Genomic DNA, 16,925 nt, shown 5'->3' on the forward strand with positions numbered 1-16,925 from the left:
CAACACATGACAAGCACCAACTCCAGACGACAGTTTTTCGCAGGCGCCGCCGCGTCCGTGGCCGGCCTGGCCGTGACCCGCTCCGCGCTGGCGGGTTTGCCCGAGCCCGTCATCCAGACCTCCGTCGAGACCGCGCCCCCACTCGTTCCCACCACCGGCCGGCCCTACAACCCCGTGGTGACCCTGAATGGCTGGACGCTGCCCTGGCGCATGAACGATGGCGTCAAGGAATTCCACCTGGTGGCCGAGCCCGTGGTGCGCGAGGTGTCACCGGGCTTCAAGGTGAACATGTGGGGTTACAACGGCCAGAGCCCGGGACCCACGATTGAAGTGGTCGAGGGCGACCGCGTCCGCATCTTCGTGACCAACAAGCTGCCCGAGCACACCACCATCCACTGGCACGGCCAGCGGCTGCCCAGCGGCATGGACGGCGTGGGCGGGCTCACCCAGCGGGCCATCCCCGTGGGCAAGACCTACGTCTACGAATTTGAAGCGCGCCGCCCCGGCACCTTCATGTACCACCCCCACGCGGACGAGATGGTGCAGATGGCCATGGGCATGATGGGCATGTGGGTGACCCACCCCAAGACCAAACACCCGCACATCAGCGCCGTGGACCGGGACTTCTGCTTCCTGCTCAATGCATTCGACGTGGAGCCCGGCAGCAAGACGCCGAAGATCAACACCATGACCGACTTCAACATCTGGTGCTGGAACAGCCGGGTGTTTCCGGCCATCGACACCCTGAACGTGCGCCTGAACGACCGCGTGCGCATCCGCATCGGCAACCTCACCATGACCAACCACCCTATCCACCTGCATGGGCACGAGTTTCTGGTCACGGGCACCGACGGCGGCCCGACCCCGCCCAGCACGCGCTGGTACGAAGTCACCACCGATGTGGCCGTGGGGCAGATGCGCCAGATCGAGCTGATTGCCGACGAAGAAGGCGACTGGGCCATGCACTGCCACAAGAGCCACCACACCATGAACGCCATGGGCCACGACGTGCCGACCATGATCGGCGTGGACCACCGCGGCCTGGTCAAGAAGATCCAGAAGGTCGCACCCGACTACATGATGATGGGTGAGCGCGGCATGGCCGACATGGGCGAGATGCAGATGGCCATTCCCGACAACACGGCCCCCATGATGACCGGCACCGGCCAGTTCGGCCCGCTGGAGATGGGCGGCATGTTCACGGTCTTCAAGGTCCGCAAGGATCAGCAGCCGGGCGACTACAAGGACCCGGGTCCGTACAAGTTCCCAGAAGGCACCGTGGCTTACGAATGGAACGGTGTTCCCCCTCCGGCACCGCGCCCCGCGTCCAGCAGCGACACGACACCCGCGACCGCCAAGGCGATCAAGCCCACCGCCAAAGGCATGTCGCATTGAAGTGAATACCCCCCTGCGCCGCTTCGCGTCTTCCCCCCAGGGGGACGACACCAGTGGCCCGGCAAAGCCGGTTCCACGGTGTCTCTGGGTTGGAACCGCTTGCCCGGCGCCTTTCCCCTGTTTTCCTTCCGCTTCCCCGTTGTCAGACCCTCACTTGAAAGAAGTCCCATGACATTTTCCCGATCCATCCTGTCTTTTCGCTCTGCGCTGTTTTTCTCTGGCGTTTTGCTGGCCACCACGGCAGCAACGGCCGCCGGCAACCACGCCGGCGGGCACCACGAGTCTCCGATTGGAAAGCCCGGTGTGGCAACGAAGGTCACCCGCACGATCCAGGTCGACATGAGCAGCGGCATGCGGTTCAAGCCCTCGGACATCCGGGTCAAGCAAGGCGAAACGATCCGCTTCGTGCTGAAGAACACCGACAGCGTCAAACACGAGTTCAGCCTGGGGACGCCGCAAGAGCTGCTGGAGCACTACGAGGTGATGAAGAAATTTCCCGACATGGAGCACGATGAACCCAACAAGATTTCACTCGCTCCTGGCAAACAGGGTGAGGTGATCTGGCAGTTCACCCAGGCTGGCGCCGTTGACTTCGCCTGTCTGCACGTGGGTCACTTCGACGCGGGCATGAAAGGCGTGGTCAAGGTAGCGGCCAAGTAACAGGATTCAGATCAGGTACCGTCTCACCCCACCATCTCAAGGACTCACAATGAAATTGCAACTGGTTTTGAGCGCAACTGTATGGGCCTTCACGGCCTTTGTCGGCAACCCCGCATTCGCTCAGATGAACATGGATCATGGAAAAATGGGCATGGCGGCAGCGCCCGGCATGACCGACGGCGAAGTCCGCAAGATCGACAAGGACGCGGGCAAGATCACCCTCAAGCACGGTGACATCAAACACATGGACATGCCCGGCATGACCATGGTCTTCGTGGTCAAGGACAAGGCCCTGCTGGACAAGACCACCGTCGGTGCCAAGGTCCAGTTCATGGCCACCAACGAGAACGGTCAGATGATGGTGACCGACATCCAGCCCGCGAAGTGATCCTGCGTTTCCGGTCCCTCCGTTGGGCTGCAGCCGGCCTTGCACTGGCAGGGGTGGCTGCGGCCTTTTTCTGGTGGCGATTCACCGATCCATTCGGGTCGAACCCACCTGGCGTGCTTCGCCTGGATGACCCGGTGATGCTCCAACGGGGAGCGCAGATCTACCAGGCACAGTGCGCCAGTTGTCATGGCGCGAACCTGGAAGGGCAGGCGAACTGGCGGGAGCGGGGGGCCGACGGGCGTCTGCCAGCACCACCCCATGACGAGCGTGGTCACACCTGGCACCACCCTGACGAGGTCCTGATCCGGATCACCCGAGACGGCGTGGCCAAGGCCGCAGGCCTGCCGGACTACGTCTCCAGCATGCCGACCTTTGGCGATTCGCTCAGCGACGCCGACATCGTGGCCGTTCTGTCCTGGATCAAGTCACGGTGGTCGTCCGACATCCGGACCCACCAGGACGATATCAACCGCCAGGCGAACCAGGCGGCGCAGCGCTGATCCTGACTTTTTTGTCATCTTCGGGTCATCTTGCCGACCCCGGCCGATGCCTACACTGACTGCATGGCGTGAGGGGGCCGACACACCCCATGGTTGTCGATCACCTCCAAGCCTGCTCTGGCCATCCCGCCAGGGGCCCGTCATGAAAGGAATTTGACATGTCCAAGTGGATCCCCACCCTGCTGATGGTCGTCGTCGCGGGTGTGACGTTCTCTGCTTCAGCGCAGCAAGCCGCTGATCACAGCCAGCACCATCCTGCTGCCACGGCGACCCCCGCACCCTCGACCGCCGTTGCACCGCAGGCGGGCATGCCCATGGGCATGGCTTCGATGCCGCAGATACAACAACACATGCAGCAGCACATGGCCACCATGCAGGCACTGCACGCCAAGATGGCGGTTGCCCAAACACCAGCTGAGCGACAGGCCCTGATGGCCGATCACTCGAGGGCCATGCACGAGGGCATGGACATGATGAACGGCATGAAGGCGATGGGCAGCATGCCCGGCATGGGCGCCCCGGGTGCCGCGCCAGCAGACCCCGCACAACGTCAACAGATGATGGAAATGCGCATGGACATGATGCAGTCCATGATGGACATGATGATGCAGCGCATGCCAGCCGCAGCCAGCCCTTCCGCCGGCAAGTGACGGGCGACGGCGGAATTTAGCGTGCAACGCGGTGCCTGCGAAAACTGGGTGAAAGGATCAGGGTGTCATCGACACCGTGCACGTGTGGCCCGGCGAATCGGCGCGGGTTGCCATCGACTTCGCCCACCCGCTCGTGGGCGATCAGGACCACGTTTTTCACTGCCACGCACATGAACACGCCGAAGCGGGAGTGATGCTGCGCTTCACGGTGAAAGCCTGAAACGCCTCTCGGCCCATTGACAACGTCCGGCACCGCCGGACGCTCACCCACGACCATGCAACGGCATCGATCCTTCAACCCGGAGACACCTGTGAAACCCCAATTTTCTGCCTGGACACAGGCCCTCGTATCCGCAGTGCTGCTGGCCGGCAGCCTGTCTGTTCACGCAGCCGATCGCAAGATATTCGTTGCCAATGAAGGGGCTGGTACCGTCAGCGTGATCAACGCCGAAACCTTCAAGGTCACTCGGCACATTGCGGTGGGTGCGGGAGCGCACAACGTCCAGGTGTCACCCGATGGAAAACTGGCGTGGGTCACCAACAACGGCACCCCAAAATCCGCCACTGCCGGCATGGCCCATGCGGGCATGTCGACCGCCGAACACGGCGCCATGGCGGACGCGGGCGAAGTCTGGGCCATCGACACCGCTACCGACGAGGTGGTCGCGCGGGTGGTGGTGGGCAAGCACCCGGCCCATGTGGTGGTGTCTGCCGACAGCCGCTGGGCCTATGTCACCAACGGCGGCGACAACACCCTCAGCGTGGTGGATACCACATTGCTCAAGGTCGTCGACACCATCCCTGCCGGTGCATTTCCTCACGGCATCCGGCTGAGCCCGGATGGCAAGCAGGCGTATGTCGCGAACCTGAAGGGCGGAACGGTGTCGGTCATCGATACGGAAAGCCGCAAGGAAATCAGCCGGATCGCGGTAGGTAAAGGCCCAGCCCAGGTGGGCTTCACGTCCGACAGCCGGCTGGCCTTCGTGTCCTTGTCGCAAGAGGCCAGCATCGCGGTGATCGACCCGGTCAGTCGCAAGGTGATCCGCAAAGTGCGGGTCGGCAATGTGCCGATCCAGCTCTATGCGACACCCGACAACCGCTTCCTCTTTGTGGCCAATCAGGGCAGCCGCAAGAGCCCCGGCAATACTGTGAGCGTGATCGATCTCTCGACCTTCAGCACGCAGCGCATCCGCACGGGCAATGGCGCCCACGGTGTGGTGGTGGGCAACGATGGACGCCATGCCTATGTGACCAATCTCTATGCGAACACGGTGTCGGTCATTGATGTCCGGTCGCGCGAGTCGGTTGCCACCGTCGCTGTGGGCGCCGGACCCAACGGGATCAGCGTGAGTCCTTGAAAAACAAACGGGGCCAAGCCATCGGGTCGCCCTGGTGTGCCGTGGCCAGGAAGGAGAACGCCATGGATTTGACAGCGCACCGGCACCCGGCCGGGCATTCCTCTGACCACCAGACCGATCCGGCGGCGCTGAAGGACCCCGTGTGCGGCATGGCCGTCACCGAGCAATCGGTTCACCAGGCGGCGCACGAAGGCCGGACCTTCTATTTCTGCAGCGCGAAGTGCCAGGGCAAGTTCGCGGCAAACCCGCTGCAATACCTCGCCCCGGCGCCTGCGCAGCAACAGGCCCCTGCGGTGGCCGGCACGATCTACACCTGCCCCATGCACCCGGAGATCCGGCAGGACCATCCCGGCAACTGCCCCAAGTGCGGCATGACGCTGGAGCCCTTGCTGCCCGAGCTGGAGGAACAGGAGAACCCCGAACTCAGGGACTTCCAGCGCCGCTTCTGGTGGACCCTGCCGCTCACCGTCGTGGTGACCGTGCTGGCCATGTTCGGCCACAGCCTGGGCTGGTTCGACATGGCGGTGCAGAGCTGGATCGAACTCGTGCTCACGGTGCCCATCGTGCTGTGGGCGGGCTGGCCCTTCTTCGTGCGCGGCGCGCAGTCGATCGTGAACCGCAGCCCCAACATGTGGACCCTGATCAGTCTGGGAACGGGCGCGGCCTTTGTGTACAGCGTGGTGGCCACGGTGGCCCCGCAGGTCTTCCCCGATTCGTTTCTTTCGATGGGGCGCGTGGCGGTGTACTTCGAAGCGGCTGCGGTGATCATCTCGCTCACCTTGCTGGGGCAATTGCTGGAGCTCAAGGCGCGTTCGCAGACCTCGGCGGCGATCCGTTCCCTGCTGGGCCTGGCGCCCAAGACCGCGCGCCGCATCGGCGCCGACGGCCAGGAAGAAGACGTGCCGCTGGGTCACGTGCACGTGGGCGACCTGCTGCGTGTGCGTCCGGGCGAAAAAGTGCCGGTGGACGGCACCGTGGTGGAGGGCAGCAGCGCACTCGACGAGTCCATGCTCACCGGCGAGCCGCTGCCGGTCACGAAACGGGTGGGCGACAAGCTCATCGGCGCCACGCTCAACACCAGCGGCGCGCTGGTGATGCGCTCCGAACACGTGGGATCGGCCACCGTGCTGGCGCAGATCGTGCAGATGGTGGCCATGGCGCAGCGCTCGCGCGCGCCCATGCAGCGCATGGCCGACCAGGTGGCGGGGTATTTCGTGGTCGGCGTGGTGGGCGCCGCCTTGCTCACCTTCCTGGGCTGGGGCCTGTTCGGGCCCGAACCGAGCTGGGTCTACGCGCTGATCAACGCCGTGGCCGTGCTGATCATCGCCTGCCCTTGTGCGCTCGGTCTGGCCACGCCCATGTCCATCATGGTGGCAACCGGGCGCGGCGCCAGCAGCGGCGTGCTGTTCCGAGACGCCGCCGCGATCGAGAATCTGCGCAAGGTCGACACCCTGATCGTGGACAAGACCGGCACGCTGACCGAAGGGCGGCCGACCTTCGAGCGGGCGGTCGGCTTCGGTGGGTTTTCCGAAGACGAGGTGCTGCGCCTGGCGGCCAGCCTCGATCAGGGCAGCGAACACCCGCTGGCTGCCGCCATCGTGGCCGCCGCGAAACAGCAGGGGTTGGTGCTGGACAAGCCCGAACGGTTCGACTCCGAATCCGGCATCGGTGTGCAGGGTGTTGTGGGTTCGCAGTCGCTGGCGCTGGGCAACACGGCGCTGATGGATCAACTCGGGGTGGATGTGTCACCGCTGGCCACCGAAGCCGAAGCGCTGCGAGGGCAGGGGGCCAGTGTCATGCACCTGGCGGTGGACCAGACCCTGGCCGGTCTGCTGGCGGTGTCGGACCCGATCAAGGCCACCACGGCCGATGCCCTGGCCTCGCTGCGCGAGGCCCACATCCGCGTGGTGATGGCCACGGGCGACGGCCTGACCACCGCGCGCGCCGTGGGCCAGCGCCTGGGCATCGACGAGGTGCATGGCGAGGTCAAGCCCGCCGACAAACTCCAGCTGGTCGAACGCCTCCAGGCCGAGGGCCGCGTGGTGGCGATGGCCGGCGATGGCATCAACGACGCACCGGCGCTGGCGCGCGCCGATGTCGGCATCGCCATGGGCACCGGTACCGACGTGGCCATGAACAGTGCCCAGCTCACGCTGGTGAAGGGGGACCTGCGCGGCATCGCCACCGCGCGCGAGCTCTCGGTGGCCACCGTGGCCAACATGAAGCAGAACCTGGCCTTTGCATTCATGTACAACGCGCTGGGTATTCCGCTGGCCGCGGGTCTTCTGTACCCGTTCACCGGCTGGCTGCTCTCGCCGATGATTGCCGCGCTGGCCATGAGCCTGAGTTCGGTTTCGGTCATTGGCAATGCGCTGCGCCTTCGGGCGGTCCCCATTCATCGCGGAGCACCACACCCGGGTCATTGAGCATGGACATCCTTGCGCATGGTCTGTGGGTGGGCGTTGGCGCGGCCTGGATGCACCGGCACCGGCGCCTGGACCGCCGAACCGCGGTGCTGGCGGTGGGTCTGGCCGTGGTGCCCGACCTTGCGCAGTTGTTGCCTCTCGTTTATCTGGCCCTGTTCTCGCCCGACGGCTGGACGGTGCTGCTGGCCTACGCCAACTCCCTTCCGGGGTACGAACCCCCGCCGTCTCCGGTTTACACGGCACTCACCCACAACCTGCATTGTGTGATGCACAGTGCCCTGTCGGCCGGTGTGGTCACCGCCATCAGCTGGGTGTGGCTGGGCCGTTTCTGGATGCCCTTGTTGGGCTGGTGGTCGCACATCGTGATCGACGTGTTCACGCATTCCGCCGAGTTCTATCCCTCCCCCGTTTTTTATCCGGTGACCTATTGGGGTTTTGACGGCATCGCCTGGAACACGCCGTGGTTCATGGTCGCCAACTACCTGGCGATGTTGATCATTGCGGTGGTTGTCTGGCGCCGTCGCTGAGCGCGGAGATTCCTTTCCCTGATCGCCTACGCAAAAAAGCGCTCTGCGTCCGCAACGCCCACCTAGAATCCGCCCATGCGTTTGTTCTTCGCCATCCTGCTCTGCCTGGCCATCCCGCTCCAGGGCTGGGCTGCGGGCGCGGTGGTGCACGCGCCTTGCCCCATGGGCGACATGGTGGCGATGCACGCCGACGACACCAGCGAAGCGATGGCCGACCTCGCTGACTGCTGCAATGACGCGGCGACCGCGGCGTTGACCGGCAAGCTCTGTAAAACCGGCCAGGAGTGCCAGGCGCCCACGGGCTGGCTCACAACGCCCTTGCAGCCCATCGTTCAGGCCCTGCCGACGAGCTTGCTGCTCGTGACCGTTACACCCACGCCACCGCGCGGCGCTCCCGCCAGCGTCTGGCGCCCCCCCACCCTCTGACTCCGTTGATCCGGACCGCGCGCCGCTGCTGAGGCTGGCGCGCCGTCCGTGACGTGGCGGCCCGCCTGTGGCGTGCGCAGCCCATGTTCATCTTCATGGAGCAGAGATATGTCAGCCCTTCCAACGGCCATGAGCCGGCCCGCGAGCCCGGTGGTTCGCGCCATGGCGCCCACACGCTTTTTCCACACCACCGCCCTGTTGATGGCCCTGTGGCTGGGCGTCGCATCGCCCGTCCGGGCATCGAACAACGAGCCGCTCGTTCTTGCTGCGGCCGTTCAAGCCGCACTGGCACGCTCGCAGGCCCTGAGCGCGCAGGATGCGGCCGCCCGCTCGGCCAGAGAGGCCGCCGTGGCAGCAGGGCAGCGACCTGACCCTGTTCTGCGGTTCTCGCTCAACAGCCTGCCCATCGAAGGCGACAACCGCTTCAGCACATCGGCCGAGCCCATGACCAGCAAGGCCGTTTCGCTGATGCAGGCGTTCCCCGCCGAGCGCAAGCGCCTGGCCCGCTCGCAACGCTTCGAGCGCGAAGCCGACGTGGCCATGGCCACACGGGCACAGCGCGCAGCCAACCTGCGGCGCGACACCGCAGTCGCCTGGTTTGAAAGGCACGCCCAGGAACAACGTGTGGCCCTGCTGCGTGCACAACTGAGCGAGAACCGCCTGCAGCTCCAGGCCGCTGAAGCGGCCACCCGCGGCGCACTGCCCGGGGGCACCAACAGCCCGTCGGTGGACTGGTTGAATGCGCGCGACGCGGTCGCCCAGGCGCAGCAAGCCCTGCTCGGTGCCGAAGCCGGGCTGGTCAACGCGCGCCAGGCGCTGGCCCGCTGGACCGGAACCACCCCCGATCAACCCTTGGGCGATGCGCCCGCGCTGACCCCATTGGCGCTGTCGGCCAATGGCTTCGCGCCCCAGCTGCGGCAACACCCGGACCTGGCGCTGGCGAGCGCACGCCTGGCCACCGCCGAGGCCGACGCCGAGTTGGCGCGACAGGATCGCCAGCCCGACTGGAGCGGTGAGCTGATGTTCAGCCACCGGCGCCCCCGCTTCGACAACATGGTCTCGCTCGCGGTGTCGGTGCCGCTGCAATGGGACCGGCCGCAGCGTCAAGACCGGGTGCTGGCCGCGCGCCTGGCGCGTGTGGACGAACTGCAGGCCGAACGCGAAGAGCGGGCGCGCGAGGCACTCGCCGAGATCGAGCGCTGGCTGGCGGCCTGGCGGGCCGGTCTGGAACAGCTGGCACTGATCGACAACGAGCGCCGGCCCTGGGCCCGCCAGCGCATGGACCTGGCGCAGGCGGCCTACCGCGGCGGCAATGCCCGGCTGGGGGATGTGCTCGCCGCGCGGCGCATGACCCTGGCCCTGGAGATGGAACGCGTCGAGCTGCACCTCTCCACCGCCCGCCTGTGGGCCCGGCTCGAATACCTCCTGCCCGACGTTTCACCCACAGATGCCGCGCGCCTGAACCCGACAGCAACCGCAACCCAAAAGGACTGACCCCATGAAAACATCCACCTGGATCGGGCTGACGGCTGTCGCCCTGGCCACCTTGACCGCCGTGGGCTACGGTGCCTGGACCGTCGGCATGAACGCCGGCATGTCCATGGCCATGCCCCAGGGTGCGCCCACGAGCGCCGATGGCACCACCCCGTCCACGCAGGACCCCGGCGCCTGGACCATCACGCAAGGTTTCGAAGCCACCGAGCGCCACATGCGCGACGGCCTGAAGGCCGGGGACGTGGATCCGATGACCGGGCTGAAGATCTTGAACTACCACGACCCCATGGTGCCGGGCAAGAACTTCGATGCGCCAGGCAAATCGCCCTTCATGGACATGCTGCTGGTGCCCCGCTACGCCGGCGGCCAAGCGGCCGATGCCAGCGGCGTCACCGTGAGCGCCCGCACGCAACAAAACCTCGGACTGCGCACGGTGGAAGTGACCGAAGGCCGGCTGGACAGCGCGGTGTCGGTGGCCGGCAACGTGGCCTGGAACGAGCGCGACCAGGTTCTGGTCAGCGCACGGTCGCTGGGTTTTGTCGAACGCCTGCACGTGCGCGCCACGCAGGACCGCGTCGCACAGGGCGCGCCGCTGGCCGACATCTACGTGCCCAGCTGGGTGGCCGCGCAGGAAGAGTACCTGGCGGTGGCCCGCATGGCCGAGCAGGACCCGCAGCTGGTGCCCCTGCGCGACGCCGCCGCGCAGCGCATGCGCCAGGCGGGCATGAGCCACGCCCAGATTCAGCGCGTGGTGGGCAGCGGCAGCCTGCAGCCCCGCTTCACGCTCACCGCGTCCCTCGGCGGCGTGGTCACGGAACTGATGGTGAGCGAAGGCGCGACCGTGATGCCGGGCATGGCCTTGCTGCGGCTGCAGGGCACGGGCACCGTGTGGGCCGAAGGCCAGGTGCCCGAGAGCCAGGTCGCCCAGCTCCAGCCCGGCACGCAAGTCAGCGCCACCAGCCCGGCCGCCCCAGGCCAGACCTTCACCGGCCGCCTGCAGGCGCTGCTGCCCTCGGTCGACCCGGCCACGCGCACGATCAAGGCGCGGCTCGAACTCGCCAACCCCCAGGGCCGGCTGGTGCCGGGCATGTTTGTGCAGATGCGCTTCGCCAACCCCAGCACCAAAAACGTCTTGCTGCTGCCCAGCGACGCGGTGATCCACACCGGCCAGCGCAGCGTGGTGATGCTGGCCGAGGGCGATGGCCGCTTCTCCCCGGTCGAGGTGCGCACCGGGCGCGAGGCGGGGGACCAGACCGAGATCCTGCATGGCCTGCAAGCAGGGCAAAAGGTCGTGCGTTCGGGCCAGTTCCTGATCGACTCCGAGGCCAGCCTCAACGGCTTGCTGGCGCGGTTGAGTCCGGCGCCAGAGGCTGCTTCCGAAAAACCAGCGGCCAGCCTGCCCACGAACCATCAGACGGACGCCCTGGTCGAAGCGGTGGACGGCAACACGGTGACCTTGCAACACCCGGCCATACCGGCCCTCAAATGGCCGGCCATGAGCATGGATTTCCAGTTGCCCCCGGCCGACCAGCGGCCCAAGAACCTGTCTGCGGGCAGCACGGTGCGCATCGAATTTGAAACGCGCGACGGCGATGTGCCGCAGATCACGCGCATCGAACCCGCGGCCACCGGAGCGCAACGATGATCGCGCGCCTGATCCACTGGAGCATCGCCAACCGCTTCCTGGTCCTGATGGCCACGGTGATGATCACCGCCTGGGGCGTGGTGTCGATGCTGCGCACGCCGCTGGACGCGCTGCCCGACCTGTCGGACACGCAGGTCATCATCCGCACCAGCTGGCCCGGGCAGGCGCCGCAGCTGGTGGAAAACCAGGTCACCTACCCACTGACCACCACCATGCTCTCGGTGCCCGGCGCCAAGGCGGTGCGCGGGTTTTCCATGTTTGGCGACAGCTTCGTCTATGTGCTGTTCGACGACGGCATGGACCTGTACTGGGCGCGCTCGCGGGTGCTCGAATACCTGAACCAGGTGCAGTCCCGGCTGCCGGCCACGGCGAAGTCGTCGCTCGGCCCCGACGCCACGGGCGTGGGCTGGATCTACCAGTACGCGCTGATCGACCGCACCGGGCGGCAGGACCTGGCCCAGCTGCGCTCGCTGCAGGACTGGTTTCTGCGTTTCGAGCTCAAGACCGTGCCCGACGTGGCCGAGGTCGCCAGCATCGGCGGCATGGTGCGACAGCACCAGATCGTGCTCGACCCGGACAAACTGGCGGCCTACGGCATCACGCAGCAGATGGTGAGCGAGGCCGTGGCGCGCGGCAACCAGGAGGCCGGCGGCTCGGTGCTGGAGCTTGGCGAGGCCGAATATGCGGTGCGCGCCAACGGATACCTGAAAACCCTGGACGACTTCCGGGCGCTGCCCCTGAAGACCACCGACGCCGGCGTGTCGGTGCGACTGGGCGACGTGGCGCACGTGCAGGTCGGGCCCGAGATGCGGCGCAGCATCGGTGAACTCAACGGCGAGGGCGAAGCGGTCGGCGGGGTGGTGATCATGCGCTCGGGCAAGAACGCCTTGCAGACCATTGAAGCCGTCAAGGCGCGGCTGGCGGAGCTGCAGCGCGGGTTGCCCGAGGGGGTGGAGATCGTGCCCGTGTACGACCGCTCCGGGCTGATTGAGCGTGCGGCCCGCAACCTGGGGATCAAGCTGCTGGAGGAGTTTGGTGTGGTAGCCCTGGTGTGCGCGCTGTTCCTGTTTCACCTGCGCAGCGCCCTGGTGGCCATCGTCTCGTTGCCGCTGGGCATCTTGGTGGCGTTCATCGTGATGCAGCAGCAGGGCGTGAACGCCAACATCATGTCGCTTGGCGGCATCGCCATCGCGATTGGCGCCATGGTCGACGCCGCGGTGGTGATGATCGAAAACGCCCACAAGCACCTGGAGCGCTGGGCGCACGAACACCCGGGGGAGACGCTCGAAGGCGAGCCGCGCTGGCAGGTGATTGGCCACGCGGCGGCTGAAGTCGGCCCCGCCTTGTTCTTCTCGTTGCTGATCATCACCCTGAGCTTCATCCCGGTGTTCACCCTGCAGGCCCAGGAGGGGCGGCTGTTTGCGCCGCTGGCCTACACCAAGACCTACGCCATGGCGGCCGCCGCCGGTCTGGCGGTCACCCTGATTCCGGTGCTGATGGGCTTCCTGGTGCGCGGCCGCATACCCGAAGAGACCGCCAACCCGCTCAACCGCAGCCTGATCGCGCTGTACCGGCCGGTGCTCGACGCCGTGCTCAAGGGGCCGAAGCGCACCCTGCTGGTGGCCGCCGTGCTGCTGGGTGTGAGCGTCTGGCCGCTGCAGCACATCGGCGCCGAGTTCATGCCACCGATGGACGAGGGCGACCTGCTTTACATGCCGACCGCGCTGCCCGGTCTGTCGGCCGCCAAGGCCGCCGAACTGCTGCAGCAGACCGACCGCCTGATCAAGACCGTGCCCGAGGTGCACAGCGTGTACGGCAAGGCCGGCCGCGCCGACAGCGCCACCGACCCGGCGCCGCTGGAGATGTTCGAGACCACCATCCAGTTCAAGCCGCGCGAGCAATGGCGCGCAGGCATGACACCGGAGCGTCTGGTGGACGAACTCGACCGCACCGTGCGCGTGCCCGGCCTGGCCAACATCTGGGTGCCGCCGATCCGCAACCGCATCGACATGCTCGCTACCGGCATCAAGAGCCCGGTGGGTGTGAAGGTGGCCGGCGCCGACCTGGCCACCATCAACCGCCTCACGCAGCAGATTGAAACGGTGGTCAAGGGCGTGTCCGGTGTCACCAGCGCGCTGGCCGAGCGCCTGAGCGGCGGACGCTACATCGACGTGGACATCCGCCGCGACCAGGCGGCGCGCTACGGTCTGAACATCGCCGACGTGCAGGACGTGGTTTCGGGCGCGGTGGGTGGCATGAACATCGGCGAGACCGTGGAAGGGCTGCAGCGCTATCCGATCAACCTGCGTTACCCGCGCGACGCGCGCGACTCGCTTGCCGCCCTGCGCGATCTGCCCATCGTCACCCCGCGTGGCCAGCGCCTCGTGCTCGCCGACGTGGCGCGTCTGAGCATCGCTGACGGCCCGCCCATGCTGCGCAGCGAAAACGCGCGCCTGGCCGGGTTCGTCTACGTGGACATCCGCGACCGCGACCTGCGGGGCGCGGTGCTGGACATGCAAAAGGCCGTCACCGAAAAGGTGGTTCTGCCGGCGGGCTATTCGGTGTCGTGGTCGGGCCAGTTCGAGTTTCTGGAGCGCGCCAGCGCCCAGCTCAAGCTGGTGGTGCCGTTCACGCTGCTGCTGATCTTCCTGCTGCTGTACCTGACCTTTCGCCGCCTCGATGAAGCCCTGCTCATCATGGCGACACTGCCCTTCGCGCTGATCGGCGGCATCTGGCTGCTCTGGGCGCTGGGGCACAACCTGTCGGTGGCCAGCGTGGTGGGCTTCATCGCGCTGGCCGGCGTGGCGGCCGAGTTCGGCGTGATCATGCTGCTGTACCTGAAGCAGGCCTGGGCCGCGCGGCTGGCCCAGGGGCTGGACACCGACACCGACCTGCTCGACGCGATCCGCGAAGGCGCGGTCTTGCGCGTGCGCCCCAAGGCGATGACGGTGGCGGTGATCGTGGCCGGCCTGCTGCCCCTGTTCTGGGGCGCGGGCGCGGGCAGCGAGGTGATGCAGCGCATCGCCGCGCCGATGGTCGGCGGCATGCTCAGCGCACCGCTGCTGTCCATGCTGGTGGTGCCGGTGATCTATCGGCTGATGCGCAAGCCAAGGGGAGCGGTGGCCGCGAAGACGGATCGACCCATCCATTGAAGCCCCCTCTGGACCTCAGCCTCTCCTGTGCCAGGCCCGCAGCAGCAGCGCATTGCTCACCACGCTCACGCTGCTCAGCGCCATAGCCGCGCCGGCCACCACCGGGTTGAGCAGGCCGGCCGCCGCCAGCGGGATGCCGATCACGTTGTAGGCAAAGGCCCAGAACAGGTTCTGGCGGATCTTGCGGTAGGTGCGGCGCGAGATGTCGATCGCGTCGGCCACCAGCGCCGGGTCACCGCGCATGAGCGTGATGCCGGCGGCGTGCATGGCCACGTCGGTGCCGGTGGACATGGCGATGCCCACGTCGGCCGACGCCAGGGCCGGCGCGTCGTTGATGCCGTCGCCCACCATGGCCACCGAGTGGCCACCGTCCTTCAGGCGGTTCACGATGGACGCCTTGTCAGCGGGCAGCACCTCGGCCTCGATGTGGTCGATACCGAGCACACTGCCCACCGCCAGGGCGCTGCCCAGGTTGTCTCCGGTGACCATCACCGTGCGAATGCCCAGGGCCCGCAGGCTCCGGATGGCGGTGATGGCGCTGGCCTTGGGCGCATCGCCAAAGGCCAGCATGCCCACCAGCGCGGGTGAATCCGTCACATCGGCCAGCCACGACACCGTGCGCCCGTCGTCCTGGAGCTTGCGCGCCGACTCGGCCAGGACCGAGGTGTCCACGCCGAGTTCCTGCATGTAACGCGGGCTGCCCAGCCGCAAGGCACGGCCCTGCACTTCGGCCGACATGCCGCGTCCAGGCACAGCGCTTACCTTGGCGGCCGAGAGCAGATCCAGGCCAGCCTGTTCGGCGGCATTCATCACGGCGCGGGCCAGCGGGTGTTCGCTGCCCGCCTGGATGGCGGCACTCCACGAGAGCAGATGGTCTTCATGGCCCGGTGCAGCGAGTGCGGTCACCAGTTTGGGCTTGCCTTCGGTGAGCGTGCCCGTCTTGTCGAACGCCACGGTGTCGATGCGGTGCGCCACTTCCAGCGCTTCGGCGTCCTTGATCAGGATGCCCTGGCGCGCGGCCACACCGGTGCCGGCCATGATGGCGGTGGGCGTGGCCAGGCCCAGGGCAAACGGACACGCAATCACCAGCACCGCCACCGCATTCAGGATGGCCTGCTCCCAGTGGCCGGTGGCCAGGCCCCAGCCGAGCAGGGTGAGCGCAGCGATCACCAGCACCACCGGCACGAAGACGGCGCTCACGCGGTCCACGATGCGCTGAATCGGGGCCTTCAAGGTCTTTTCGACGCGGCCGACGCACGAGGTGCAGGTCATGCCTTCGATGGGGATCTGGCGTTCGATGAGGGAAGCTGTGGCGGTTCTCACGGGAGGCTCCTGTGATTGAGGGTGGAGCGGATGTTTGGCCTTGACACGGTGTCAAGCGCAACCGCCGATCCGGCTTGACCTTGCCCCTGTGGCAATGCCCAGAGTGCGGATTTCCCCAACCCTTTACGGAGCCATCCATGCACGAATTCCACCTCCCCGACATGACCTGCGGCCACTGCGCCTCCAAGGTGAATGTGACCCTCAAGCGGGTCGATCCAGCCTGCGAGATCCAGCTCGATCTGCCACGGCAGCTGGTCAGCGTGAAGAGCGGCGAAGATCGCGAGGCCCTGGTCGAAGCGCTCACCGAAGCCGGCTACCCGCCGCGCTGAACCGGGAAGGTCAAGCAAGACCCTCCAGGTGAGGGTCTTGACCTTCCCACCATGACAAGCTACATCCTTCGATCCATGCAGTCCCCCAGTCCACGGAGCACACCATGACCACCCTCATGAACATCGGCGAAGCGGCCGCCGCTGCAGGCGTCTCTGCCAAGATGATTCGTCACTATGAGCAGATCGGTCTGCTGCCAGAGGCCGAACGCAGCGAATCGGGTTACCGTCTCTACGGCGACCGTGAAGTCTCGGTGTTGAGATTCGTCCGCCAGTCGCGCCACCTCGGGTTTTCGATGGCACAAATCGCCGAGCTCATCGGACTGTGGAGCGATTCACGGCGCACCAGCCGCGAAGTCAAGGCCGTGGCCCAGCGCCACCTGGCCGACCTCGAAGAAAAGCGACGCGAAATCGATCAGATGATGGACGGCCTGTCGGTGCTGGTGAACGCCTGCCACGGTGACGACCAACCCCATTGCGCCATCCTGGAAAAGCTCTCACTGGGCAGTACGGCCCACCACCAGCCGCAGCACAAACCCCAGCTCAAGAAATCCCTGTCCAAGACAGCGAAGCCCGGCGCTGCCACGTCCAGCCCTATTGACCTTACGGCCTGGATGCGCGGCGTTCGCGTTCACCACGGTACTCACTGAGACAG

Annotated in this window: 15 protein-coding genes and 1 pseudogene; 14 read left to right on the forward strand and 2 right to left on the reverse strand. The window is 66.6% G+C overall.

Features of this window, described 5'->3' with window-relative positions:
* Positions 1-6: 6 nt before the first annotated feature.
* The 5 genes from AC23D4_RS03820 (at position 7) to AC23D4_RS03840 (ending at position 3,593) form a co-directional block, all read left to right on the forward strand.
* Positions 7-1,395: a multicopper oxidase family protein gene (locus tag AC23D4_RS03820; RefSeq protein ID WP_472887947.1), complete on the forward strand. Its 1,389-nt coding sequence runs from the start codon at positions 7-9 to the stop codon at positions 1,393-1,395.
* Between the two features lie 168 nt (positions 1,396-1,563).
* Positions 1,564-2,055, forward strand: coding sequence for a cupredoxin domain-containing protein (locus AC23D4_RS03825; protein WP_472887946.1), 492 nt, complete (start codon positions 1,564-1,566; stop codon positions 2,053-2,055).
* A gap of 130 nt (positions 2,056-2,185) precedes the next feature.
* Positions 2,186-2,443: a copper-binding protein gene (locus AC23D4_RS03830; protein WP_472887945.1), complete on the forward strand. Its 258-nt coding sequence runs from the start codon at positions 2,186-2,188 to the stop codon at positions 2,441-2,443.
* Between the two features lie 137 nt (positions 2,444-2,580).
* Positions 2,581-2,943 carry a c-type cytochrome gene (locus AC23D4_RS03835; RefSeq protein ID WP_472887944.1) on the forward strand — a complete coding sequence of 121 codons (363 nt, stop codon included), beginning with the start codon at positions 2,581-2,583 and terminating at the stop codon, positions 2,941-2,943.
* 158 nt (positions 2,944-3,101) lie between these two features.
* Positions 3,102-3,593 carry a hypothetical protein gene (locus tag AC23D4_RS03840; RefSeq protein WP_472887943.1) on the forward strand — a complete coding sequence of 164 codons (492 nt, stop codon included), beginning with the start codon at positions 3,102-3,104 and terminating at the stop codon, positions 3,591-3,593.
* A gap of 16 nt (positions 3,594-3,609) precedes the next feature.
* On the opposite strand, the gene AC23D4_RS03845 is transcribed toward AC23D4_RS03840, so the two are convergent.
* Positions 3,610-3,870: a hypothetical protein gene (locus AC23D4_RS03845; RefSeq protein WP_487623692.1), complete on the reverse strand. Its 261-nt coding sequence runs from the start codon at positions 3,868-3,870 to the stop codon at positions 3,610-3,612.
* Between the two features lie 34 nt (positions 3,871-3,904).
* Between AC23D4_RS03845 and AC23D4_RS03850 the strand changes: the two genes are divergently transcribed.
* From AC23D4_RS03850 to AC23D4_RS03880, 7 genes are all read left to right on the forward strand, one after another.
* Entirely contained in the window at positions 3,905-4,951 is a 1,047-nt protein-coding gene (locus AC23D4_RS03850; RefSeq protein WP_472887942.1) for a YVTN family beta-propeller repeat protein, read from the forward strand.
* A 62-nt stretch (positions 4,952-5,013) separates the two neighbouring features.
* Positions 5,014-7,377 (forward strand): heavy metal translocating P-type ATPase, encoded by a 2,364-nt coding sequence (locus AC23D4_RS03855; protein WP_472887941.1) that lies wholly within the window; start codon positions 5,014-5,016, stop codon positions 7,375-7,377.
* Between the two features lie 2 nt (positions 7,378-7,379).
* The gene (locus AC23D4_RS03860) at positions 7,380-7,904 is read left to right on the forward strand and encodes a hypothetical protein (RefSeq protein WP_472887940.1); all 525 of its coding nucleotides are present in this window, start codon (positions 7,380-7,382) and stop codon (positions 7,902-7,904) included.
* A gap of 75 nt (positions 7,905-7,979) precedes the next feature.
* Complete coding sequence (locus AC23D4_RS03865) at positions 7,980-8,330, forward strand: hypothetical protein (RefSeq protein ID WP_472887939.1); 351 nt, start codon at positions 7,980-7,982, stop codon at positions 8,328-8,330.
* 108 nt (positions 8,331-8,438) lie between these two features.
* Positions 8,439-9,824: a TolC family protein gene (locus tag AC23D4_RS03870; protein WP_472887938.1), complete on the forward strand. Its 1,386-nt coding sequence runs from the start codon at positions 8,439-8,441 to the stop codon at positions 9,822-9,824.
* A 4-nt stretch (positions 9,825-9,828) separates the two neighbouring features.
* Entirely contained in the window at positions 9,829-11,469 is a 1,641-nt protein-coding gene (locus AC23D4_RS03875; protein ID WP_472887937.1) for an efflux RND transporter periplasmic adaptor subunit, read from the forward strand.
* Positions 11,466-14,621: an efflux RND transporter permease subunit gene (locus AC23D4_RS03880; RefSeq protein ID WP_472887936.1), complete on the forward strand. Its 3,156-nt coding sequence runs from the start codon at positions 11,466-11,468 to the stop codon at positions 14,619-14,621. The genes AC23D4_RS03875 and AC23D4_RS03880 overlap by 4 nt, the downstream gene beginning before the upstream one ends.
* Positions 14,622-14,636: 15 nt before the next feature.
* On the opposite strand, the pseudogene AC23D4_RS03885 reads toward AC23D4_RS03880, so the two are convergent.
* Positions 14,637-15,851 (reverse strand): annotated as a pseudogene (locus AC23D4_RS03885) (heavy metal translocating P-type ATPase); the annotation flags it as partial.
* 230 nt (positions 15,852-16,081) lie between these two features.
* On the opposite strand from AC23D4_RS03885, the gene AC23D4_RS03890 reads away from it, so the two are divergent.
* Together AC23D4_RS03890 and cueR are read left to right on the forward strand one after the other, a co-directional pair.
* Positions 16,082-16,273 (forward strand): heavy-metal-associated domain-containing protein, encoded by a 192-nt coding sequence (locus AC23D4_RS03890; RefSeq protein WP_472887935.1) that lies wholly within the window; start codon positions 16,082-16,084, stop codon positions 16,271-16,273.
* A gap of 104 nt (positions 16,274-16,377) precedes the next feature.
* The gene (cueR, locus tag AC23D4_RS03895; RefSeq protein ID WP_472887934.1) at positions 16,378-16,920 is read left to right on the forward strand and encodes a Cu(I)-responsive transcriptional regulator; all 543 of its coding nucleotides are present in this window, start codon (positions 16,378-16,380) and stop codon (positions 16,918-16,920) included.
* Positions 16,921-16,925: the final 5 nt, after the last annotated feature.

Source organism: Hydrogenophaga sp. L76, assembly GCF_057654755.1.